Source organism: Pseudomonas sp. 18.1.10, assembly GCF_024655625.1.
Lineage (GTDB): Bacteria > Pseudomonadota > Gammaproteobacteria > Pseudomonadales > Pseudomonadaceae > Aquipseudomonas.
The window spans coordinates 18540-40023 of the sequence record NZ_JANLGL010000036.1; the positions used below are offsets into that span (position 1 = coordinate 18540).

The following is a 21484-nucleotide window of genomic DNA, read 5'->3' on the forward strand; positions in this document are numbered from 1 at the left end:
CCATGGCACTTACCCTGCAAAAACAGCAATCCATCTCCCTAGCTAAAACGGCCGGCAGTTCGCTGACCAGCATCAGCCTTGGTCTGGGTTGGGACCCAGTCAAGGCGGGCGGTTTCCTCGGCAAGATGTTTGGTGGTGGTTCCGAGATCGACCTCGACGCTTCCTGCATTTTGCTGAACAGCGATTACCAAAAAATCGACCTGGTGTGGTTCCGCCAACTGAAGTCCCAGGACGGTTCGATCAAGCACTCCGGTGACAATCGTACCGGCGATGGCGAAGGCGATGACGAGACCATTAATGTCGACCTGCAGCGCCTGCCCGCCTCCGTTAAGTACTTGATTTTTACCGTTAATTCATTCACGGGCCAGTCTTTTGAGAAGGTCGAAAAGGCCTACTGCCGTATCGTGAATGGCAGCAACAACACCGAGCTGGCACGCTTCAACCTTTCTGAAAAAGGTGGGCACACCGGCATCGTCATGGCGAGCCTGGCTCGCGAAAATGGCGACTGGGAATTCAAGGCGATCGGCACCACCACGAATGGTCGTACTGCTGACGACCTGATCACTCTGGCCGTTCAGGCGTTGCGCTAATGGCTAATCTCGTACCTGGTGGTAATGCGCCGGTTGCCAGCGGCCAGCTTCGCGTTGATATCAATTACTCGCCTATCCCGGGGGCCGACATTGACGTATCGGCCTTCGCACTGGGCGCCTCGGCCAAAGTCCGAGGCGATGGCGACATGTGTTTCTATGGCCAGCCTCAAATTCTGGGTGGCGCTGTTCAGCTGACCGAATCCTCGGCTGGGCGCGCAGTATTTTCACTCGATACGAGTCGTCTTGAGTCTGCAGTTGAGAAAGTGGCGCTCACTGCCACGATCTACGAGAACAAGGCGAGCTTTGAGCGCGTGTCACAACTTTCGGTTGTGGTGACGGGTGGAATTGAAGCTCAAATCCCAACCGGTGGCATGAAGGAAACAGCACTCATCCTCGGCGAATTTTATCGCCGAAATGGTGACTGGAAATTCCGCTGTGTGGCCCAGGGCTTCAATGGCGGCCTTGAGCCGTTGGCCAAGCACTTTGGTGTAGAGGTCGCCGCACCAGCGCCGGCCCCTGCACCTGCACCTGCTCCAGTGGTACAAACGCCGCCGCCTGCTCCGGCCGCTGCACCTAAATCTACGATTAGTCTGAGCAAGGTCACCCTCGATAAAACACGATCGTCTATCAGTCTTGAAAAGACGGCAGCCGGTTTCGGCGAAATCAAGGTGAACTTGAACTGGAACAAAGGCAGCTCGGGCGGCTTCTTCAAGCGAAGCCAATCCGTCGACCTGGACGTTGGTTGCCTGTACGAGCTGCAAGACGGCGAGAAGGGCGTTGTTCAAGCCCTCGGGGAGTCCTTCGGCAGTCTCAATCGGGAACCATACATACAGCTGATGGGCGATGACCGTACTGGCTCTGTTTCCGGTGGCGAGTGGTTGCATATCAATGGCAAACAATGGAGTGAAATTCGCCGCATTTTAGTGTTCGCCTTCATCTATGAGGGCTCGCCTTCTTGGAAAGAAACCGATGGAGTGGTGACTATTTACATTCCTGGTCAGCCTGACATTGAGGTGCGTCTCAATGAAGAGGGTGGCCGTGAACCAATGTGTGCCATAGCGATGCTTGAAAACGTGAACGGTGCCGTTAAGGTCTCTCGGCGGGTGGACTTCCACCGAGGCCACAAACTCATGGACCAGGCTTATGGCTGGGGCATGAGGTGGACTGCAGGGTCCAAATAGAAATCATGGCGGGGTCATACGACCCCGCCCTTGGGGGAACACAACATGTTTGCATGGCTTAAGCAAAACGCAGCAGCAGCGCGTGAAGCACTAACTACCGAAGTTTCGAAGTTCAAGAATCAGAAATTTCTAGATGCGATGACCGCCAATTGCGCTCTCATCTCAGCTGCATCCGGCGGTATCTCTTCTGAGGAAAAACAGAAGATGACCGGCTTCATCCAAAACTCGCCTGAGTTGAAAGTTTTCGACATGGGCGATGTGATCAAGGCGTTCAACGCACACTGTGAAAAGTTCGAGTTCGACTTTCAACTCGGCCAAGCCGAAGCACTGAAGGTCATCGGCAAGATCAAGAACGATGCCGGCGCGTCCCGACTCCTGGTGCGCGTGGGCTGTGCCATCGGTGCGTCGGACGGCGACTTTGACGCCCAAGAAAAAGCGGCCTGCCGTTTGGTCTGCCTTGAGCTGGGCCTTAACCCAGCTGATTTTGAACTCTAAGGAGCGTTACTTTGGACACTCAAATCGGTTTCCCTCCGCTGACCATGGCGGTATTCGTCGGGATCGCGCTCGGCGCGCTTCTCCTCGACATGGTTACTCACCGCGGTGACAAGCCAATTTCCCTGGCTAAGGCTTCGATTTGGTCGATCTTCTGGATCGCTATCTCGTTAGTGTTCGCCGGCTTCTTATACGTACAGCACGGCCCTGAAGTCGCCAGCCTGTTTGTAACTGGCTACGCCCTTGAAAAAGTTCTGAGCGTCGACAACCTGTTCGTGTTCATGGCGATTTTCGCATGGTTCAAAGTGCCAGATGGCATGCGTCACCGAGTCCTGTATTGGGGCATTATCGGCGCCATTGTGTTCCGCGGCATCTTCGTTGCCATTGGTACCGGCCTGTTGGCTTTCGGTCCGTGGGTCGAAATCGTCTTCGCAGTGATCGTGGCTTGGACCGCAGTTATGATGCTGCGCGCCGGCGGTGATGATGAAGAGGAAGAGGACTACTCCAAGCATATGGCTTACCGCTTCGCCCAGAAGTTGTTCCCTGTGTGGCCGAAACTCCATGGCCATAATTTCTTCGTCAGCCGTAAGCAGCTGGAGGTGGAACTCCAGAAGCCTGAGAACAAAGGCATGACACTGGCAGCAAAAGGAACGATTTTTGCGACCCCGTTGTTCCTTTGCCTTGTAGTGGCCGAAGTGTCTGACGTGTTGTTCGCGTTCGACTCTGTGCCGGCGGTGATCGCGGTTAGCCGTGAGCCCCTGATCGTCTACTCTGCCATGCTGTTTGCGATCCTGGGTCTGCGTACCATGTACTTCGTGCTCGAAGCGCTGAAACGCTACCTGGTCCACCTAGAAAAATCTGTAGTCGCGCTGCTGTTCTTCATCGCCATTAAACTCGGCCTGAACGCAACCGACCACATGTTCCACCATGGCTACACAATCGATGCAAACACCAGCCTGCTGATCGTTATGGTTGTACTGGCGATTGGTGTGGTTGCAAGCCTTGTCTTCCCAGGCAAGGAAGAAGCTCAACCTGAAACCGCTGAGTAACAGCCCATACCACAAGGAGTAATACCCATGGCGTTGACCCTACAGAAAGGTGGCAATCTTTCGTTGACCAAAACCGACCCGAGCCTGACCAAAATCTTGGTAGGCCTGGGCTGGGACCCGCGTGCTACTGATGGTGCTGAGTTCGACCTGGACGCCAGTGCGCTATTGCTGGCAGCAAATGGCAAAGTACGCGGCGAAGCCGACTTCATTTTCTACAACCAGCTGAAAAGCGTTGACGGTTCGGTTGAGCACACTGGCGACAACCGCACCGGTGCGGGCGACGGCGACGACGAAGTAATCAAGGTAGACCTGAGCCGCATCCCGGCCGACGTGGACAAAGTGGTCTTCATCGTTACCATCCACGATGCAGAAGTACGCAAGCAAAGCTTCGGTCAGGTCGGCGGCTCCTTCATTCGCATCGTTAACGATACGACCAATGCGGAAGTCGTTCGTTACGACCTGGCAGAAGACGCGTCGACTGAAACTGCGATGGTGTTTGCTGAGTTGTACCGCAACGGCGGCGAGTGGAAATTCCGCGCTGTTGGCCAGGGTTATGCCGGCGGCCTGAAAGCTCTGGCCAATAACTACGGCATGAATTTTTAACGCCTAAGTCGTTAATTTAATTATTTTTTGTTTGCTTGGTCTTGATTTCAAGGCCTTGTTTACCTCACTTAAAGGAATCGAAAATGGCCGTATCTTTGCAGAAAGGCGGGAACGTAAGTTTGTCTAAAGAGGCCCCAGGCCTGACCGAAGTCACTGTAGGTCTGGGTTGGGACGCACGAGTTACCGACGGTTCGAAATTCGACCTCGACGCGTCGATCTTCATCCTGGGTGAAAGCGGCCAAGTCCTCGACGACGCCAGCTTTATCTTCTATAACAACAAAAAATCGGCAGACGGTTCGGTTGAACACCTGGGCGACAACCAGTCCGGTGAAGGCGCTGGTGATGACGAGCAAGCCAACGTCAAGTTGACCGGTCTGGCTGCCGCTGTGAAGAAACTGGTATTCGCTGTGACCATTCACGACGCTGAAGCACGCAAGCAGAGCTTCGGCCAGGTTGCTAACGCTTACATCCGTGTAGTGAACAAGGCTGACGGCAAAGAACTGGCGCGCTACGACCTGAGCGAAGACGCTTCGACCGAAACCGCGATGATCTTCGGCGAGCTGTACCGCAATGGCGACGAGTTCAAGTTCAAGGCGATCGGCCAAGGTTTTGCTGGCGGCCTAGCCCCGCTGGCTAAATCGATGGGCGTGAACATCGGCTAAGCCGCAAGGCTTGAGAAAGCCCCCGCGAAATGGGGGCTTTTTCTTGCCTACAGAAAGACCACGGAGTGGGTCCTGTGGGCGGTATCTACCACTTCTTCACTAGGAGCGACTGCTGGCGATCGCCATGACAGTCCACTGGTTCTCGGTTTCAAAAGGATATTTGGATGGGCATGTTTCGTGGGGTTATAGCTGCAGGTGTTTTGGTGTCCATGTCAGGCTGCGGAGCCTACAACGACTTCAAGGCCAACAATGCAGTTCAAGAATATAGGCAGGCATGCCTTGGAAATTATACGAACGAGTGCGAAAGCAAACTGGTCGACACGAACATTGTCATGCTCGAGCTCGCGCGCAGTAACATCGACAGGGAAAAGGATACGATCGTGCAGGTCGTGGGCAAGGACGGGTTTGATCGCTTCTCAAAAACCGCCAACGAGCTAATTGACCACCTGGTCGATCAACAAGAAAACAAACGTCCCGGTTTTTTTGCGCGATGGTTCCTGGGTGAAGCCCAACCGTTCGGAAATACCCGCAACCAACTCTTCGACATTTCAGACATGCAAGAACTGCGTGCTGCAGTGCTTCAAAAAGTCAGCGCTGGTGTTCAAGCGAGCAAAATATCTGCTAAGCCTGACGAACCAATGACTGAGACCGAGGCAATTTTGTTGGGCAAGGTACCTCAAGCACCGAGTCAAACTCAGGTCACCCCGACTGCCCGGCCGGCGGAGCCAGCGAGCCAGTCGGTTGAGCCAGCAGTTCAGGCAAAAGCATTAGTGCCATCCGACCTTGCTGCATCTGCAGATCGGATGATCTCGAGTGAGATTGATCAGGATGGTGGGGATGAATACAAGGACGGTCGTCAGATCATCTTTGCTGACTTGAATAACGACGGTATCAAGGATGCCGTGGTGCTTTACACGATCGAAGGTCAAGGCGGCGGTAATGGCTACTTCCAAACACTTGCCGCGTTCATTGGCGGTTCGGCAGGCTGGGAGTTCCGTGGGAAAGCTGTAGTCGGCAATGGTGTCCAGGACATCCAGGTGGTTGATCCCCAAACCGTCAGGCTGACTGTTCTCTCCGTCGGTCCGGATGATGCTGATTGCTGCCCGAGTGTTCAGAGCACCGAAAACTACAAGTGGGACGGCACGACATTTCTTCAGGCCCCAACGTCGTAAGTAAGAGCCAGGCATCAGGCACCTAGCCGCGTGCATGCGAGCGCGGTTAGGCAGGGCTCTGGCGAAACGCGGGAGCAAACAAAAAGAAGGAAAAATCTGATATGTCGCGCTTCAACATCGGCTCTGGCCTTTTCGCCATGTTGCTCACCCTGGTATCAGCCCACTCCAACGCCACCAGCTTTGATTGCACCAAAGCTGCAAGCTTTGCTGAGAAATCGATTTGCACAGATTCTGCACTCAGTCGTCTGGATGAGCAGATGAACTCCGAATATGTCCGCGCATTAGACGCAGCGCCGAACAAGGCCCAGGTCCGTCAAGATCAACGAGACTGGTTGCGTCTGCGCGACAACTGCAAGACCGCCAGTTGCTTAACCGCTTCGATGACTGATCGGCTCAGTGTTCTATTACGCACCAAGGTTGATCATCCATCTAAAGCGCCAACCTCCGTTGCCGCTACCCGGGTTGATCAATCTGAAACGAATGTGATTTCAAAGGCCGCTACTTCTCCAATGGTTCCCGCCGCGGTGAAGCCGGCAGCGACGCGAAGTGCAGCGGATGATCATCAAGCGATCCTGAACTTGAAGATTGGCCTGTTCGTGATGGCAATGTTGCTGCTGGTCTGCATTTACCTGCACCGCCGGGGGACCATTACGATCTATCAGGACTACACCGACGCGCTTTGGACAACCTTGACTCCGATCTTGGGGATTGGTGCGTATTTCGTCGCGAGCGCCTGGCTCGAGGTCCCACGCAACTACTCCATCATTGCTGCCTGCGTCCTCGGTGGTCTTATGTCCTTGCAGGTGCTTATCCAAACGTACAGAAGCAACAGCATCTGGTTTTTCCTTCTATCCCTCTTTGCAAAGGTCATTCTGCTGACCTTCTACTTCCTTATGATGGCTCTCCTGCTGTGCGGTGGTGCCCGCACCAAAAGTGAGGCCCGGCGGCGGCGCGGCTGGGCAGTTCTTGCCACGACCGTGTTCGTATTCCTCTCAGGCTGGATGTGCCGCAATCGGCAATTCAGTTCGATCGACGATTACATTGCCGGACGGGCATAAGTGACATATCGGTGGTTGCGCTATTGCCACAGGCGCGACCTCCGATGTAAATGAAAGTCGAGCCTGTCGTAGGGGCCCCAACCGATGCCGGCATTTCAAGCAACAAAGAATCCAGGAATAAGGATCAAGGAGTAGTCATGGGATTTCGTTTCAGCAAGCGAATCACGATTGTGCCTGGCGTACGCCTTAACATCAGCGGAAAGGGGGTCAGTACTTCGATTGGGCCCCGTGGTCTGAGTATGACGATGGGCCGCAACGGCACTTATCTCAATGCGGGTTTACCCGGTACTGGTCTTTCATACCGCGAGAGGATCGACCGGCCCAGTAGATCGAGTAGTTCCCAACCAGGCCCTGCCGGAAGCGAATACTCGGGCCAGGTAAAGGTGAAAGTAAACGACGACGGCACGTTGTTGATTACGGACATGGATGACATCGAGTTGCCGCCTGCTGTCATCAAACGTGTCAAATCGGAGATGGCCGATTCCATTCAGGACTTGCTGGCGAAAGCTGCTGATAAGGTCAATCAGGATCTCGAATCCTGCCTAGGTGTGCACCTACTTACGCCTCGGCCGGGTGCCATGCCGGTAATCCCAGCTCCATTCGCCATTGAAGAACCCACGAGGCCCACTCAGCAGACGCCAGGCTTGATGGATCGAATGCTCCTTCGCAGCGCGAAGATTGAGCGTGAGGCTGAGTCGGCGGAAGAGCAGTATCGACAAGACCTCGCGAACTGGCAGTCCACGCGGGACGCCCATGAACTTGAACGCACCGAAATCGAGAAAGCATTCCGGCTGGCGGCAAAGGGCTTCAGTGCTCAGATGGAACGTGCCCTGGACTATGTGTTGAGCGGCATTGCCTGGCCAAAAGAAACCCAAGTGGCCTATGAGTTCTCACAAGACGTTACCGGCGTCGCGCTCGATGTTGATTTACCTGATGAGGGCGATATCCCGCAGCGCAGCGCTGAAGCCCGGGGTAACGGCAAACTAACCTTCAAAAATCGTTCGGATGCCCAGGTACGCAGAGACTTTGTCGCGCTGTGCTATGGCTCTCTGTTTCGAGTTGTAGGAGAGGTATTTGCTCTACTGCCAGCGATCCAGAAGATCCTGGTGTCGGGCTACATTCAGCGTAACAACACCGCAACCGGTGCGGTGGATGATCACTACGTGCTCTCGGTCTTAGTAGGCCGAGATCAGTGGGATGCGATTGATTTTAATCGTCTGGATGCGATCGATCCTGCAGCGACCCTGAACGCGTGTGGCGCAGTGGTAAAGCTGGACCGCTCTGCGCGTTTTGTTGAGGTGACGCCGATGGATATGTTGGTCTTGAACTGAAGACAACCGCGGCGGCTTGAGCCGCCGCGGTGTGAGGCAGGGCAGTGCAGGAGAGGATTAGCGAATGATTCCTTCGCGCTTTGCCTCCAAGATCCACATCGGGAATTCCTGCATCAGCCGGTCGTACAACTGCTCTTCCGTCATGTCGTGAAGGTCATCCAGGGCAAAGAATCCGCAGTTGTCCACGACTCTCCCGGGCATGGTGTCCAGTTTTTCCAGAATGCCGTAATTCCGGCCTGCTAAACCAACGTATTGCCAGAAGATTCCCAGCTTCGCTGCATCCACCATCAGTTGCGTGATCTTGCGGTTTTCAGAAACGCCACCGTCGCTGATGAAAACGACAAACATAGGGGTTTTGTCTTTGGACGCCTGGAAGGATTCGATCACTTTTTGGATCGCTCTCGGTTCATCATTGTAACGCCGACCGACGTCCCACTTGGTCCAGCCATTGTTGTCGGATTCGACAAAGTTCTGGTAGTTGGTAAGCGTCACAGGTGAGAGTCGCAGTGGCCGTTCGGCGAATGTCCAGCACTCAAGTTCGGCATCTGTATCCATGGCTACGGCGATGGGCACAAGACGATTGAGGACTTCCTGTACGCGGCCGGTTTTGTATTGATTTCGCATCGAGTCGGTGACGTCGAGCACGAGCAAAACACGAGCTTTCATCCCAACCAAGCAGGCTTTCTCGAGGCTTACCTGTGCCTTCTTGGCCAGACTGACCAGTTCCGGCGCGACAGCAGCTACACGTTTATCCAGAGAGATTGTGGAGGGAGATGGGGCAGGTGCTGGTGCCGGTGCAGCTTCTTCAGTAACTTCGCCGCCAAAGTGCCTCACGAGAGCGTCCAGGCCCTCAGCAAAACCCTGAAGGTTAGAGGCCAACCGCCACTCCCCATTCTTTCGGTAAAGCTCAACGATCATTACCGCTTTCTCGGTTGTGAACGTGAGCCCTGAGAACGCGCAGGTCGCTCCTATCTCACCAACGGGGCTGATTACTTTGAAGTTGCCATTCCGGATGTCACTCATCGCCCCGGCACCGTCGATGGAGGCAGTGAAGATCAAGCGATCGATAGTGGCGGGCAGGGTGGCTAGATTAATTTCAAACTGGCCACCCGCAGCAAGCTTCACACTGCTGCAAGGCGTAACAGGTTGATTGAAGAAGACCATATAGCGATCATCAGAAAGCTTGCCTTGGTCGTCGACACCGAAACAGACGAAGTCGACTACGCTGGGGCTTTCGATGTTGACCGAGAGAGTGAAGGATAGACCGGGAAGAATATTTGCCAGCGACATGCGCTGGCCTTGGGTGATCTGCATGCATGGTTCCTTTGTGACGATTAGAGCGCCTGATGATGAGATGGCCTTGGTGAAACAGCCGTATCTGCACCGGCGGCTGGTTCATCCGTCGGGTTAAACCTAACGGCGCTCGAAGTTCCTGCAAGTCTTATACGGCCAGTGAGGTCGCCGCGGGAAGTTCCTATGGGAAGAGCTGTTTTGTTCGAGGGCGCGGGGCGATTCAACATGGGTTTATGAGGCCGATGATGCTGGCATACAACCAAAATAGAAATCCCGCGGCGGCCGTGTGCCGTCGCGGGAGTACTGGTCAGGCATGAAGCTGCTTAAAGCGCCTACTAGCACGAAAGCTTAGACGTACTGCTTTTTGCCGCTCCTTTCGATTGGGCGTCCTTTGAATACGTGTGGGCCGTCCATCGTTAGCTCAATTTTGTCTCCCTTCCGAGTCAGCCAGGGGGTGGCTTCACTGCCGGCTTTGGAGGTAACTCCGGATGGACTTAGATGGATACCATCTTGGTCAATTTCGATTTGACCGATTACATAGGTGAACACCATTGAGCTGAAAAACCCGGACTTGAATTCGAATGCGCACTCTACGACCTGGTCGCCGTATTCCATCCGCATCTTTGGTTTCAGCGATGCCACCGAAACCGCACCGTTGTCTACTGCTGAATAAACGCTGCAGACCAGCACTACCTTGCCCCCCATGAGCTGCGAGATTGCCGGATTAATTTCGACGGTTTCAATACCTGGAGCGGAGGCGCTGGCGCAGACTACGTCACCGGTATGGAAAACGAAGGGATCGACGTCAAAAGCCCCACGCTTGTCAGGTGCCTGGATGATGGACATTCGCCCATCAGGACGAAGGATGCCGATCCGCAGATCGAGGTCGTCATTGTCAGATCCGTCGCCGTTATCAACCCACGTTGCGCTGACCCGAATAACCTTTGGAGCGGACGGCCCTTTTTCGAGGGACACCTTGTGGCTGCTGCCAGGTTTGTCCAGTTTAACCACGGTCTTGGCGATGTTGACGGGCTTTGGAGGCGGTGCAGGTGTCGCCGCCGGCGCGGAGGATGCAACGTCTTCAACTTCGATGCCATAAAACCCGCAGAGTCCGGCAAGACCTGAGGCGAAACCTTGCCATACAGAGCGCGCCTTGAGCAGGCCGTTCCGGACGTACAACTCAAGCACGATGATGCCCGTCTCTTGTGAAAAGGGCTCAGGTGCCAGTTCCAGGGTTTGGTCCCCGGCAATGACGATAGCGCGAAGGTCTTTGACTGCTTCGAAGCCGCCGGCGTTGCCGTCTTGCGTCAAAGTGATCGCGATCTTCGTGATATTGGACGGGAGTCGAGACGAGTCGAAGCTGATGCTGTGACTGACCGTGTCGCCATGAGCGATCGGGGGCGCGAATGTCGCCGCGCCTGAAGAGTGCACGGGTGCATTGAAGAAAACCATGCCGCTGTCATCCACCACCTTGCCAGTGTCGGTGACCAAAAACGCAGTAAGGTTTACGTCCAGGTTGTTACCTGCCGCATGGGTAACTTCCACCCGCCCTTGGGAGGAAGAGATCGTTGTGTTCTCGCCGGGTTTGAGTGACTGATTCAATTCATGCCGCCTATTCCATGGGTTTTCGCAATGCATTGTTCATGCGCTGCGCTTTCGTTGTTTGAGCGCGAACGCCGGCCAAGGGGAAAGATCCCCTCATTGGGACTGCTCGCATTGATGCAGTTTAACGGCTTGGCCGCCGGCGACCGCCGAGACATCCATTCTCCATTTACACACCGTCTGAAACCCAGAATTGGAACGTGCGGGAGGGAATGTTGTGCCCGGCATTGAAAGTCCTCTCAGTCCCGTTAAGTTCTGATCGTAGGTAACGAAAACATCTGCACGGCGTTCTGCATCGGAATTCGACGGAGCATTTTGAGTGGTGCCGTCTGCTGCTAGATGGCAATATGCTACATCTATTTGCGCTCCCCCTTATCATCCAGGGCCTGGCGTTTAATTTCTGACAAGGACCCGTTGGATGCTAATCGCACTTGTTGTTTTGAACGCCCTTTATTTGATCTGCAGTCTGCTGTTCAACGCCGAGCTGCTCAACTTCGCTGGCGCTGATATCCCCCTCCGAAAACTCGAAGTCCTTGAGACGTATAGCCAGATCCTGGCGGCTACGAGCATGTGCTTGCTGGTATGGCGAATCTGCTATCGACGTTACCAAGGCAAGGGGAGGGTGCTGTGGGTTTGGCTCGCAGCATCGACACTTGTTGTCACTCCGTTGACTTGGTGGTTTCAGGGGGCCGCTCCGGATTGGATCGCCGAGCAATTCCCCGGCTCGCTGCGGGTTAGCAGCCTCTACGCATACGTCACCAAAAAGGGGTTGCTTTACGACTCCCTGACTATTCCGCAGATACCCTACAAGGCCTACAAGGACCAGGGAGAGGGCAAGGCTTTCATAGCAAACCTCGGCGTTCTGATGAGTGTTCAAGGCTCCTACGTCGAGCGCATCGACAAGAACTTCCAAGGCTTTTCAGCTGCAGTTTTTCGTGGCTACACCGTCCGTAATGGAGACGCGTTATACGAGCGGCTGCAAGAAACTGTCGTGCCCTCCATCAGTGACATCAGCAGGGCGTATGCACAGCTCGAAGGTTTTCGTGCAGGGGGAATTCCGGGGAGTGAGTGGCGACCGATCAAGTGGCCGAATGCTGGGGCAGATCTGGGGTACCAGCCGACCATTGACGAGTATGCCCGGTCAATCAATCCCGGTGTGCGGACACGAGATGCGCTGGCCAACACCACCGAGGTTCGCCACATGGCGAAAACCAAGCTCGGTCCTCTCTATGTGAAGGGCATGAACCTTCTGGCTACGCGAGAGCAGTACCAGGCTTATCTGCCTGGCATTGCCGACAACATGGCCTATGACGTCGCTCACACCGACATCCACGGCGCTGAGGGTTTGAACGTCCTCAAGAATATGTGGTTTATCCCCTTCTCCCTTCTTAGCGGGTTGTTCTTCGGCGGCATCAGTCTTGTGGTCTTGATCATCTCGGGTATTGAGGCGCTTCGAAGCCTCCCCGGGCGAATTCGCTTCGTTCGACCGGTCGCCGTGATTTCGATCATTATGCTGCCTCTCGTTGTTGGCAACGCAATTGTCGATAGCCCCGGTTATAGAGATGCGTTCAGGAGCTTGGGCAAACAGCCAGTTGTGCTTGCCACCGTTTTCCATTGGGCCATGTCCTCAGAAGCAATGCTTTACAACATCACAAGGCCTCTGCTGAAAGCAGAGTGACTTACACAAAGGGAGAGTCACCGTGCGTAAAAAGTTTCTCGTTTCAGTACTGGCATTGGCCATCGCAGCATCAACCTCTGGCTGCGCTGAGTTGGGCATCAACAAGCAACAGGCTGGTACCGCAGTGGGTGTCGTCGCTGGCGCTGTCATCGGGCAGTTCATCGGGAAAGGCAACGGACGGATCGTGGCAACCCTGGTCGGCGGTGCACTGGGCGGTTACATCGGTAACAAAATCGGTGCAAAACTCGATGAGCAGGATCAGCAGGCCTTGGCGCAACGCACGCAAGATGCTTTGAACGCCTCGCCGAGCGGGTCCAGTTTGCCTGTGTCCTGGACATCGGCGCATTCCGGCGCTTCGGCGGAGATCGTTCAGGGCCAAGAGTTCACCCAAACCAAAACGGTTGAAGTGAAACGTGCACCTAAGATCGTTGCCGTCCCTTCGATGAAACTCATTAACGAGCAGTACGTCACCAAAAGCAGTTCGAACGTCCGCGCCGCGCCTGAAAAAGGCGCAGACAAAGTGGGTGGTTTGAAACCCGGCACCGAGTTCACTGCCGTTGGTTCGACAGGCGACTGGATTCTTGTCGGCCGCAAGGGTGTCACTGTCGGCTACGTCCACAAAGATTTGGTTGAACCAAAATCAGTAGCCGTTGCGAAGAGTGTGAAGCCCGCGGCCAACCTGGACGAGATGAACGTCGCTGCCGACAAGGAAACAAAGGCCTTCGATCTGGATTCGATCCCGACGTTGCCAACTCAGCAGGTCGCTGCTGAAACGTCTTGCCGGCCGGTGACCGTGAGCCTCAAAGCGGCCGACGGAAACACTGAGCAGGAGAAGAACACCTTCTGCAAACAAGCCAACGGCACCTGGGAACTCATCTAAGGGATCTTCATGAAAAACCGCGCACTCGCTCTCGTTGTAGTGGGTGCTTGCGGCATCGCGCCGCAAGCCTGGGCTCACCAGCTCGCCTACTCGAAGACAGAACAGATCCAGGTGAACGTTGATGGTGAGGCGACCACCTGGTGCAAACCAGAAGTGGCCATCACCATGCAGCGCCCAACGTGGGATGACCAGAAGCCGCTGAACACTCTTCTATCGAAGCTCCCGTATATTCTCGGACAGGAATGCCCGACGGCCAAGGTCACCTGGAAAGCAGTCGACGCAAAGGGGGCGGTTTACGCCACCGGTGCGGGCAATGCGACCAATCTGGGCCTGGCCACGCTGACTTCACCGCCTGCCGCTCCGGCCGCTGCCGCGCCCGCTGTTTCGGTAGCCCCCGTGGCTTCTCCTCCTACGCCACCAGCAGCTGGGGCGGCTGCGTCTGTACTACCAGCCGCCGCTGCGCCTACTGAGCCTGCCGTCGCAGCGCCTGTGGCTGCTGCACCGGCCCCAGCGCCTGTAACGGCACCTGTGATACCACAACCAGCACCAGAGGCTTCACCCGCGCCAGTGCAACCGGTGCCGGTGGCTCAAGTACCTGTGACGGTTGCGCCCGTTGCCCCTGTTGCTCCTGTAGCTGCCGTGGCCACAGTACCTGTGGAGGCAGCTCCAGCCGCCGCCCCTAAGCCTGCCGCTCCAGCTGAAGCGCCGGCCGCTGTTGCCGCCGTTCCTACCGGTGACTTCGGCCGCTCATTGGTGCTGGCCAACCAGAACCTGATGGGGATTACCGACGGAAGCGGATGCAAATGGGTTATCAGTAAGTCGGTAACTGATGAGTCCGATCCAAGTCTGTCCTTTGCGTCGACACCCGCCATGCCTTGCTCTGCATCAGGCTATGCCGAGGGGTCCTTTGACAAATTGCGTTGGGCGGTACCGAACACCTATCGCGGTGATACCTGGTCAAAAACAACCGTGCACCCGAGCGGTCTGATGTTCAACCAGGCACTGGTCCCAGCGGTGAAAGGCAAGGCGCTTTCTTTCCTGAATAGCCGGGCAGACCAAGCACTCTTTCAGGTGGGTGAACTGCCTGCGCGTAACATGAAGGTGTATTTGGCCTTTGAGCGCCCCAACTACCGTGTCCTTTCGCCGTTCTCCAGTGATCCGTATTACGTAGTGATCACTGCAGATGAGGCATTTGCTCTTGATGCGGTTGAGTTGAAGCGCGCTGTGGTTGAGGTCTACCAATTGGTGAAGGCAACGTCGCCAACGACCGTCGGCCTGTCGAACCTCTTCTTCGCCAAGAACTTCGAAGCGCTTTACCCCGAGGGATACGCGTCGGAAACCAAAGACAACATTCTCAAAACGCGTATGGGCGAGAACCGTGGTGAGTTTTACTTCGATGCTCGCCAAGGCAATAACTTCGCCCTGCGTCGCGAGGAGATCCGCCTGAGAGAAGTACGTCGCCTGCAGCAGCAAATGGCTGAGCTGCACACACGCGTCTTAGAGCGTTACGAACAACTCAAATCCGGGATGAAGGAATTCGAAGGTCGGGAGGCTGAAGCGCTGGCGCAGATGGCCGGTATCAAAGTCACCTTCCCATCGCCGATCGCAATGCAGGACCCGAGCTCTTCAAAGTCCGCTGTGCCGATGATGATTCACGTCACCGGAAAGAGCGGCGACTTCTACGAGGTCGACTTCCCACGTAAGGGGCGTGTACAGGCTGATGCTGAACTGGAGAGCCAGTGGTACGTGCTGCCGGCGGCAAACATGACACCCTTCCTGCCGCTCGAAGACGGTCGCGCCGTTCCTACGTATCGCGTGTATACCGCAGGCGCGGCTGAGGCCTGCAAGCAAGACCACTGTGCTGACAGAGTGTCATTTGGTGCCGTACTGGCCAAGGAATTTCCTAGTGCCGGGATCGACTTCAACTGGACGCCTGCAGTCTCTCAGCAGCACGTGATTGATTGGCAGCAAGCATCTGCTCAAATTCAGTAAGGCAACCGACTATGAAAACGATGAACAAGAAGCACATCCTCATCGCCGCTGCGGTCGCCGGTATTGCGATTCTTGCGGCTGGTGTGGGGTTATCGAGCTCCGGCAAGAAGCAAGCGCTGCGTCAGTACGATGAGATGAAGGAACAGTACTTCCTCGAGAACGTTCTGAGCGAGGGAGATATTTCCTATTCCTTCTGGTCGGGAAACGTCACCGTTGAAACACCAGAAATCCGCCTGGTTGCAGCAGAGACCAACGGCGCAGATAAATTCCTGAAAGGGATTATGGGGCTGCTCGGTGGAATGGACTCCGGGGCAAAAGAGTCTGCCCTGGTCGAATGGTCACGGTATCTGCTTTCGTCCAGTACTGGTGGCGGTCGTGCCGGTGGCGTTTACTTGAAGGCCGACGCCCTCAAGGTTAGCCGCGAAGGTGATAACAAGAAGGGCGAGATTCATGTCCAATTGTTGGGCATGGACATGAGTACTCCTTACCTGTCGCACAAAGGCACAGATGTGGTCCTGCCTTCGGAAGTAGCGGATGAGATCCAGCCGCGCGCGGAGATGGATCAGTACGGAGGCGTGGTCAAGTCGCCCTACTCGTGGGGTAGCAATATCGTCCAACGTCTGCCGTTCACTGGTGCATTTATCACCGGCGCTACAGGGGAGTTCGGCACCAAAGTTGACTTGGACTTCAAGCTCACGCGCTCCAGCGACGGCGAAGGCTCGGTCGAGTTTGTAGTGGTGCATCGTAATGACGGCAGCGAAGTTGGCCGGATTGTGCGCGAGGCTAAATTTGCGTCCATCCCAGAGCTTGACGATGTCCAGGCGCAACTCAAGAGCGCGCTAAGTGGCTTCATCATGGGGGCTTACAGTACGTCCATGGGCCAGGCCGTAATTGCGGAAGCCGCAGGTGACTTTGCTCGTAAGACCAAGGTGGCCAGCTACTCGCTGACCTACAAGGGCTTCGACCAGTTAAAGGAGTCGTTCGACGAATTCAAGGCCGCTACCAAGCGTGAGGAGTTCACCGGCTTTTGCAATGAAACAGGCCTATCAGGTTATCAGAGTGACTTTGGAGTCAAGGGCAAGGATCACAGCGATTCGGAGTGCGCGATCGCTCAAAAGCTGGCCACCGATGCCAAGTTTGAAGAGTCCTACATTTTCAAGGAAGACAAGTCGTTATTTTCCGGCCTGTTCGTGAGCAAAAGCTTCACGCTTGAGACGAACTGATCACCACATTTCCTAGAGCCTGGAGTGCGGTCCGCCGTACTCCACGGTCACCAAAAAAAATCTCAAGACAAAGGCAGGCATTTCATGACGAACGTTTCCAAATGGGCCATCACGGCGCTCTGCTCGGTGCTGCTGGCCGGTTGCGGTTCAAGCCAGGACAAAGCTGAAGAACTGGTCAAGTTGATGGGCATGGACGTCCAATACAAGATGGTAGTGCAAGTCGCCACGTCGGGTTATGCATCCAAATATCGCGAAGTCGCGCCAGAAAAAATCAAGGCCGTGATCGAGGACAACATTTCCCAGGACCTACTGAAAGACACCCTGGTCCAGGTCTACGCAGATCACTTTGATGCCGACGAACTCGAATTGATGATCGAGGCCAACAAGCATCCGGATCAGGCGATGAAAATTATCATGGGCTCTAAGGACGGCATGAAATTGGCCAAGAAAACCATGGAAGTCCAGGTTGATCTACAGCGTGATATGGCCAAGGCGTTCGAGGATCGTGATGAAGACATCGTGGACGAGTTGGACGACCTTCAGAAAGAAGCTCGCGGCTGATCCGTCATTTGCCTTCTTGTGCCCGAACCTCGGTTATCGAGGCGGCAATTACGAACAGTTTCAGGTAGCGTTTGGCAATTAATGGAGGGTGGGATGAGGCTATTTTGGTAATGCTGCTGGCGCTCAGCGGCTTCGCTCACGCCGGTTGCGGCAGCATCAACAACGACGATCAACGCGCCTACTGCTACGTCAAAGAACGGAATGGGAGTTGCGCGAGCATTAAGGACGACGATCTGCGCGCTACCTGCTATGTGGAGGCCGGCAATGGCAGTTGTGCGAGTATCCGTGATGATGAAAAGCGCAAATACTGCTACGTGAAAGAGGGCAACGGAAGCTGTGCAAGCATCAACAATGACGACTTGCGTAACGCCTGCTACGTCGAAACAGGCAACGGCAGTTGCGCGAGTATCCGCGACGACGACCAGCGATACCTGTGCTACGCCAAGACTGGCAATGGCAGTTGCGGGAGCATCAAAAACGATGACATGCGACGTCAGTGTGAAATGGTAAAGCGCTGACTGGCTTGCTTTAGCCTAGCCGTAACAAGGAATCGCACCTACAAAAAAATGCCAGTCAGGTAACTGACTGGCATTCATTCTGCGGTTAACGAATTTTCCAAGCTGAAAAGGCGGGTGGTTCAACTGTTCAACCCAGTACTTCGCCCCTGGTCTTGCGCTTGAATCGCCGGCGCATGAAAAACACCACAAACAAAATCAGTAGCGTGCCTACGCTGAGGAAGATCGTGTTGAACCAAGGAAACGGCTCTTCGCGACTGTTTGTGGCTTCGATGTCTGTGATGTTTGGGAACACGGACAAGATTTGAATGCGCCAGCCGTAGTAACGGATCAGCGCCAGTTGCTGGGCATCTCGTGAGTAACCCTGAGCCTTTGCCTGAACGTCGGCCGAATCAAACTTGAAGTACCACGGAAAACTCCAGCCGGTGTCGTCGTTTCGGTAAACTTTTACCACTTTCGATGTTGGGTGTTCAGTGTTAATGAAATACACGTCCCGGGTCGGGCCGTCGGCCGGGTTTTCAGCATTGATGACGCCGTCATCGTCCACACGTTTTACCTCAACGCCGGTGATGGCCACCACGTCGTACTGCGGCAAAACATAAAACAGACCCAGTCCCGCACCAGTGATTACGAGCAAGAATGCGCCGACAATCACCCCTTTAATCCACTTCATTTATGTGCTCCATTTTGATCGTCGAATTCTGCCCCAATTTGATCTTGGGTATTCACCTTTGACCGCTGGGGTGCTACTAAACTTGGTTAGCAAATGTGTAGGTGCTGCAGTGATAGTAACGTGGCACAAAAAAAGCCCAGGAAATCTCCCGGGCTACTTGTTTACTAAAGCACGCGATCGCGTTCCGATCGCCCTGGCTTATGCAGGTGCTGTATCAAATTCCAGGCATTCGGAAAGTGAGGTGAACTCAGGTCGCCGGCAGACCCAGGCAGTAAAAGCGGTGTAAGCCACCGACAAGCCTGTGATCAGAGCCATCGTTTGCTTCTTCTCTCGACTGTTTCTAGCAGCAGCACGCGCTTGGGATTCACCTTTGCGTCTGGCACTGTTCGAAAAGAGAGACGCGATCAGCATTCCAATCAACGCGTAGAACACTGTGATGAGAGTGAGCTTGGCAACAATAACTAGGGTGATACTCAGAGCTCCCTGGTTTGTCCGGAAGGTCGCGAATACAGCATATGCAATGGCCAAGATAATCCCGGTACCCAACGCTATCCCTGAGACCAAGCCAGGCATTTCAAGCCAGCGAAGGATCAGAGCCGCAACCGCTCCGATCGCGGGCAGCGCATTCGTGATCGCAGCATCGGTGTAGTCGGTGTAGATCGTGGCAGCCTCTGTGTGGTGTCTCCAGATCGCCAGGCAGGTGATCAAAGATCCTATCAAGAGCGTGTATTTCCATGTCGGGCCTGCCCAGAAGGCCTGCCACATGCGTAGCACTGCTGGTTTCCCAGCTACAGGCTGAGCAGGGCGCACTTGCTGTGCCGAAACCACATTGGCTGGGCTCTGAGAGGAGGGCGCCGGTTGCACACTTTGTGATTGTGTTTGAGCCACCTGGTGCGGCTGAGCAGATTGCTGTTTTTGTTGACGGAATTGTTCCTGAGCGATCCGGTACTGCTGATCTCTTTGTGAGTTGGCAAGATCCTCTGCCTGGCGCTGAGCTTCATACTCATCCTTGCGCAGCTTCTCTTCTGCAGCATATGCCTTACTTTTTTCAACGCGTGAATAACTATCCAGAAAGGTGACACGAGCTCCCAAGGTTTGATCGAGACACTTCTGGGTGGTGCACTGGTCTCGCACCGATAGCCATTCGCGTTGTGATTGCCGTAGCTCATCCGGGTGTTCCGTTTCAGCGAGGGCTTTTTGATAGGAGCGCGCCAGAATGCTGTCGACGCCACTCAGATAGCCGTCATTACAGATGCTGGATTCCGCAAAATTTGCGGCCTTAGAACAATCAAAGCTTGCTGCTATTGAGTTACAGGCCACTAATGCCAGCGTAAATGCGAGAGCGTTGCGAAACATCATCCGGTTCATCCCTAATTCCGTTATCCAGTGCCCAGCAGGGCATAGTGGTTATCGGCCGGGCATGTGAATACGTGAGGAGAACCTGCATGCTCGTGTGGACGCGTCAGTTGAAGTCTTGAGCAGCAACATTTTCTTCCCGGGGAATTTTTGTTGTCAGATGCCGACGTTGACAGGGCTGTACTACCAGCCCATCTTTCCTATAAGAACGTCACCCGTCGTGGAACATGGCCGGTCAAGAAGCGACCTATGTTGGCTGAATTGCTGCCTAAACCGGTGTACCGTCACTACCGACGTCATCTTGGAGTTTCACTTCAAATTGGCGTAGGGGCATCAGAGCAAGAGAACCACGAGATTATCGCGGCAGGATTCGCAGCCGAGAGATTCAAATTGCTTAGCGAATCTGGCGTGTACGACGCAGTCGCCCTTGAAAAGATTATGCCGGTTGGGACCCTTAACGCCCGATTGGCTCGCCGACAACGCTTAAATCTGGACGAGAGTGATCGGTTGTTCCGACTTGCACATGTGACAGCAATGGCAGAGGCGCTGTTCGGAGACGTCAAAAAAGCCCAGCGCTGGCTGAGCAAGCCTAAGCAACGTTTTGCCAAGGAACAGCCTCTCGCACTGTTATCCACTACCCAGGGCACTCGGATGGTCGAGAAACTGCTGATTCAGGTTTGCCGAGGGGATGGTCTTATAACGGGTGCACTGATCTTTGGTGGCAAGTCGATGAGCCACGCTACATCGGTTTTACAGAAACCAACTCTACAAGGCGGTAATTCTTCCTGGCCGCTTTGATCGCTTCCTGTTCTGCGAGACGCGTACTGAGCGTATCCTCCTCATGGACCATTGTGTGCTTCCTACCCTCAAACTCATTACCGACCCGCAGCGTGACCCTTAACACGGGGGGTGAACGCTTTCATCGATCTTCTTTTTCTCCGCAGCCTTCACTGGCTGGATGTTCGAGTTATCCGAAAGATTGTCATGTTCATGTAAGGCATGAGTCTGCGCAAGTGGCTGCACCGCCAAACAGCGCTCGGCGCATATCTGCTTCAGTGAGGTCGTGATTTTTGTATATAGCCTCGGCGTAGGTTTGAACTCGCCGCTAGTGCTTGGCTCGGCCGCAAATTGTCGTAATTCTCATCGGCTTCGGCACTGCCTTTTCAAAGGCACGTTTGCATTCACTCAAATAAAACTGTCAATGTTTGGAGGCGTTAAGAATCTGAGCCCGGATGCCTCTGTCAATCCTCCACTTTTGGCGTTCCTGATGCGTCAATATCAGGCGCAAACATTGACTGTCAATGAGCAGTTCACTGACTCAGTGGTAAAGCCCAATCTTGCTGGCCTACTGAAGTGTCAATGGTTAGAGACGTAGCTGATACGGGTGATTATTGGCCGGATGATCCGTTGGTGGCCGAAGCAACTGCCCGCATCAAACCCCGAAAGCCGTAACGATGAAGATCAAAATGTGGGAGCGGGCTTGTGTGGGAGCGGGCTTGCTCGCGAAGACGGAGTGTCAGTCAACAGATGTACCGACTGACCCACCGCATTCGCGAGCAAGCCCGCTCCCACA

Annotated in this window: 20 protein-coding genes and 1 pseudogene; 16 read left to right on the forward strand and 5 right to left on the reverse strand. The window is 54.7% G+C overall.

The window, feature by feature from the left end; all coding sequences use genetic code 11:
- Positions 1-2 precede the first annotated feature (2 nt).
- From NUV89_RS09080 to NUV89_RS09120, 9 genes are all read left to right on the forward strand, one after another.
- Positions 3-590, forward strand: coding sequence for a TerD family protein (locus NUV89_RS09080; protein WP_033896476.1), 588 nt, complete (start codon positions 3-5; stop codon positions 588-590).
- Positions 590-1771: a TerD family protein gene (locus tag NUV89_RS09085; protein WP_033896477.1), complete on the forward strand. Its 1182-nt coding sequence runs from the start codon at positions 590-592 to the stop codon at positions 1769-1771. Before NUV89_RS09080 ends, NUV89_RS09085 begins: the two co-directional genes overlap by 1 nt.
- A 45-nt stretch (positions 1772-1816) precedes the next feature.
- Entirely contained in the window at positions 1817-2266 is a 450-nt protein-coding gene (locus NUV89_RS09090; RefSeq protein ID WP_033896478.1) for a tellurite resistance TerB family protein, read from the forward strand.
- A 44-nt stretch (positions 2267-2310) separates the two neighbouring features.
- Entirely contained in the window at positions 2311-3312 is a 1002-nt protein-coding gene (locus NUV89_RS09095; RefSeq protein WP_047303561.1) for a TerC/Alx family metal homeostasis membrane protein, read from the forward strand.
- 27 nt (positions 3313-3339) lie between these two features.
- Positions 3340-3915: a TerD family protein gene (locus NUV89_RS09100; RefSeq protein ID WP_033896481.1), complete on the forward strand. Its 576-nt coding sequence runs from the start codon at positions 3340-3342 to the stop codon at positions 3913-3915.
- An 83-nt stretch (positions 3916-3998) separates the two neighbouring features.
- A complete protein-coding gene (locus NUV89_RS09105) occupies positions 3999-4577 on the forward strand; it encodes a TerD family protein (protein WP_033896483.1) in 579 nt (192 codons plus the stop codon).
- A 164-nt stretch (positions 4578-4741) separates the two neighbouring features.
- Positions 4742-5749, forward strand: a complete 1008-nt coding sequence (locus tag NUV89_RS09110; RefSeq protein ID WP_033896485.1) for a hypothetical protein — start codon at positions 4742-4744, stop codon at positions 5747-5749.
- 101 nt (positions 5750-5850) lie between these two features.
- Positions 5851-6807, forward strand: a complete 957-nt coding sequence (locus NUV89_RS09115) for a lysozyme inhibitor LprI family protein (protein WP_047303542.1) — start codon at positions 5851-5853, stop codon at positions 6805-6807.
- Positions 6808-6944: 137 nt separating this feature from the next.
- Complete coding sequence (locus tag NUV89_RS09120; RefSeq protein WP_257781028.1) at positions 6945-8138, forward strand: DUF4236 domain-containing protein; 1194 nt, start codon at positions 6945-6947, stop codon at positions 8136-8138.
- 57 nt (positions 8139-8195) lie between these two features.
- Here NUV89_RS09120 and NUV89_RS09125 read toward each other — a convergent pair whose 3' ends face one another.
- Positions 8196-9452: a VWA domain-containing protein gene (locus NUV89_RS09125; protein WP_033896488.1), complete on the reverse strand. Its 1257-nt coding sequence runs from the start codon at positions 9450-9452 to the stop codon at positions 8196-8198.
- Positions 9453-9779: 327 nt separating this feature from the next.
- Positions 9780-11033 (reverse strand): TerD family protein, encoded by a 1254-nt coding sequence (locus NUV89_RS09130; RefSeq protein ID WP_033896489.1) that lies wholly within the window; start codon positions 11031-11033, stop codon positions 9780-9782.
- Positions 11034-11451: 418 nt separating this feature from the next.
- Between NUV89_RS09130 and NUV89_RS09135 the strand changes: the two genes are divergently transcribed.
- From NUV89_RS09135 to NUV89_RS09160, 6 genes are all read left to right on the forward strand, one after another.
- A complete protein-coding gene (locus tag NUV89_RS09135; RefSeq protein WP_257781029.1) occupies positions 11452-12711 on the forward strand; it encodes a hypothetical protein in 1260 nt (419 codons plus the stop codon).
- Positions 12712-12733: 22 nt separating this feature from the next.
- Entirely contained in the window at positions 12734-13591 is an 858-nt protein-coding gene (locus tag NUV89_RS09140) for an SH3 domain-containing protein (RefSeq protein WP_033896491.1), read from the forward strand.
- Positions 13592-13600: 9 nt separating this feature from the next.
- Entirely contained in the window at positions 13601-15583 is a 1983-nt protein-coding gene (locus tag NUV89_RS09145) for a hypothetical protein (RefSeq protein ID WP_047338250.1), read from the forward strand.
- 11 nt (positions 15584-15594) lie between these two features.
- A complete protein-coding gene (locus NUV89_RS09150) occupies positions 15595-16806 on the forward strand; it encodes a hypothetical protein (RefSeq protein WP_033896493.1) in 1212 nt (403 codons plus the stop codon).
- Between the two features lie 84 nt (positions 16807-16890).
- Positions 16891-17367, forward strand: a complete 477-nt coding sequence (locus NUV89_RS09155; RefSeq protein ID WP_033896494.1) for a hypothetical protein — start codon at positions 16891-16893, stop codon at positions 17365-17367.
- Between the two features lie 110 nt (positions 17368-17477).
- The gene (locus NUV89_RS09160) at positions 17478-17885 is read left to right on the forward strand and encodes a hypothetical protein (RefSeq protein WP_033896495.1); all 408 of its coding nucleotides are present in this window, start codon (positions 17478-17480) and stop codon (positions 17883-17885) included.
- A 127-nt stretch (positions 17886-18012) separates the two neighbouring features.
- Here the strand turns inward: NUV89_RS09160 and NUV89_RS09165 are convergent, their stop codons facing one another.
- A complete protein-coding gene (locus tag NUV89_RS09165) occupies positions 18013-18555 on the reverse strand; it encodes a DUF1523 family protein (RefSeq protein WP_033896496.1) in 543 nt (180 codons plus the stop codon).
- A gap of 198 nt (positions 18556-18753) precedes the next feature.
- The gene (locus tag NUV89_RS09170) at positions 18754-19923 is read right to left on the reverse strand and encodes a lysozyme inhibitor LprI family protein (protein ID WP_173647482.1); all 1170 of its coding nucleotides are present in this window, start codon (positions 19921-19923) and stop codon (positions 18754-18756) included.
- 237 nt (positions 19924-20160) lie between these two features.
- Here NUV89_RS09170 and NUV89_RS09175 point away from each other — a divergent pair, with 237 nt between their 5' ends.
- Positions 20161-20709, forward strand: a complete 549-nt coding sequence (locus NUV89_RS09175) for an antitoxin Xre/MbcA/ParS toxin-binding domain-containing protein (RefSeq protein ID WP_017849609.1) — start codon at positions 20161-20163, stop codon at positions 20707-20709.
- On the opposite strand, the pseudogene NUV89_RS29910 reads toward NUV89_RS09175, so the two are convergent.
- A pseudogene (locus NUV89_RS29910) lies at positions 20651-20956 on the reverse strand (hypothetical protein). The gene NUV89_RS09175 and the pseudogene NUV89_RS29910 sit on opposite strands and share 59 nt — an antisense overlap.
- Positions 20957-21484: the final 528 nt, after the last annotated feature.

Coding starts and splice junctions, on each gene's coding strand:
- NUV89_RS09080 (WP_033896476.1), top strand. CDS start 3: ATGGCACTTACCCTGCAAAAACAGCAATCCATCTCCCTAGCTAAAACG.
- NUV89_RS09085 (WP_033896477.1), top strand. CDS start 590: ATGGCTAATCTCGTACCTGGTGGTAATGCGCCGGTTGCCAGCGGCCAG.
- NUV89_RS09090 (WP_033896478.1), top strand. CDS start 1,817: ATGTTTGCATGGCTTAAGCAAAACGCAGCAGCAGCGCGTGAAGCACTA.
- NUV89_RS09095 (WP_047303561.1), top strand. CDS start 2,311: ATGGCGGTATTCGTCGGGATCGCGCTCGGCGCGCTTCTCCTCGACATG.
- NUV89_RS09100 (WP_033896481.1), top strand. CDS start 3,340: ATGGCGTTGACCCTACAGAAAGGTGGCAATCTTTCGTTGACCAAAACC.
- NUV89_RS09105 (WP_033896483.1), top strand. CDS start 3,999: ATGGCCGTATCTTTGCAGAAAGGCGGGAACGTAAGTTTGTCTAAAGAG.
- NUV89_RS09110 (WP_033896485.1), top strand. CDS start 4,742: ATGGGCATGTTTCGTGGGGTTATAGCTGCAGGTGTTTTGGTGTCCATG.
- NUV89_RS09115 (WP_047303542.1), top strand. CDS start 5,851: ATGTCGCGCTTCAACATCGGCTCTGGCCTTTTCGCCATGTTGCTCACC.
- NUV89_RS09120 (WP_257781028.1), top strand. CDS start 6,945: ATGGGATTTCGTTTCAGCAAGCGAATCACGATTGTGCCTGGCGTACGC.
- NUV89_RS09125 (WP_033896488.1), bottom strand. CDS start 9,452: ATGCAGATCACCCAAGGCCAGCGCATGTCGCTGGCAAATATTCTTCCC.
- NUV89_RS09135 (WP_257781029.1), top strand. CDS start 11,452: ATGCTAATCGCACTTGTTGTTTTGAACGCCCTTTATTTGATCTGCAGT.
- NUV89_RS09145 (WP_047338250.1), top strand. CDS start 13,601: ATGAAAAACCGCGCACTCGCTCTCGTTGTAGTGGGTGCTTGCGGCATC.
- NUV89_RS09150 (WP_033896493.1), top strand. CDS start 15,595: ATGAAAACGATGAACAAGAAGCACATCCTCATCGCCGCTGCGGTCGCC.
- NUV89_RS09155 (WP_033896494.1), top strand. CDS start 16,891: ATGACGAACGTTTCCAAATGGGCCATCACGGCGCTCTGCTCGGTGCTG.
- NUV89_RS09160 (WP_033896495.1), top strand. CDS start 17,478: ATGCTGCTGGCGCTCAGCGGCTTCGCTCACGCCGGTTGCGGCAGCATC.
- NUV89_RS09165 (WP_033896496.1), bottom strand. CDS start 18,555: ATGAAGTGGATTAAAGGGGTGATTGTCGGCGCATTCTTGCTCGTAATC.
- NUV89_RS09170 (WP_173647482.1), bottom strand. CDS start 19,923: ATGAACCGGATGATGTTTCGCAACGCTCTCGCATTTACGCTGGCATTA.
- NUV89_RS09175 (WP_017849609.1), top strand. CDS start 20,161: ATGTTGGCTGAATTGCTGCCTAAACCGGTGTACCGTCACTACCGACGT.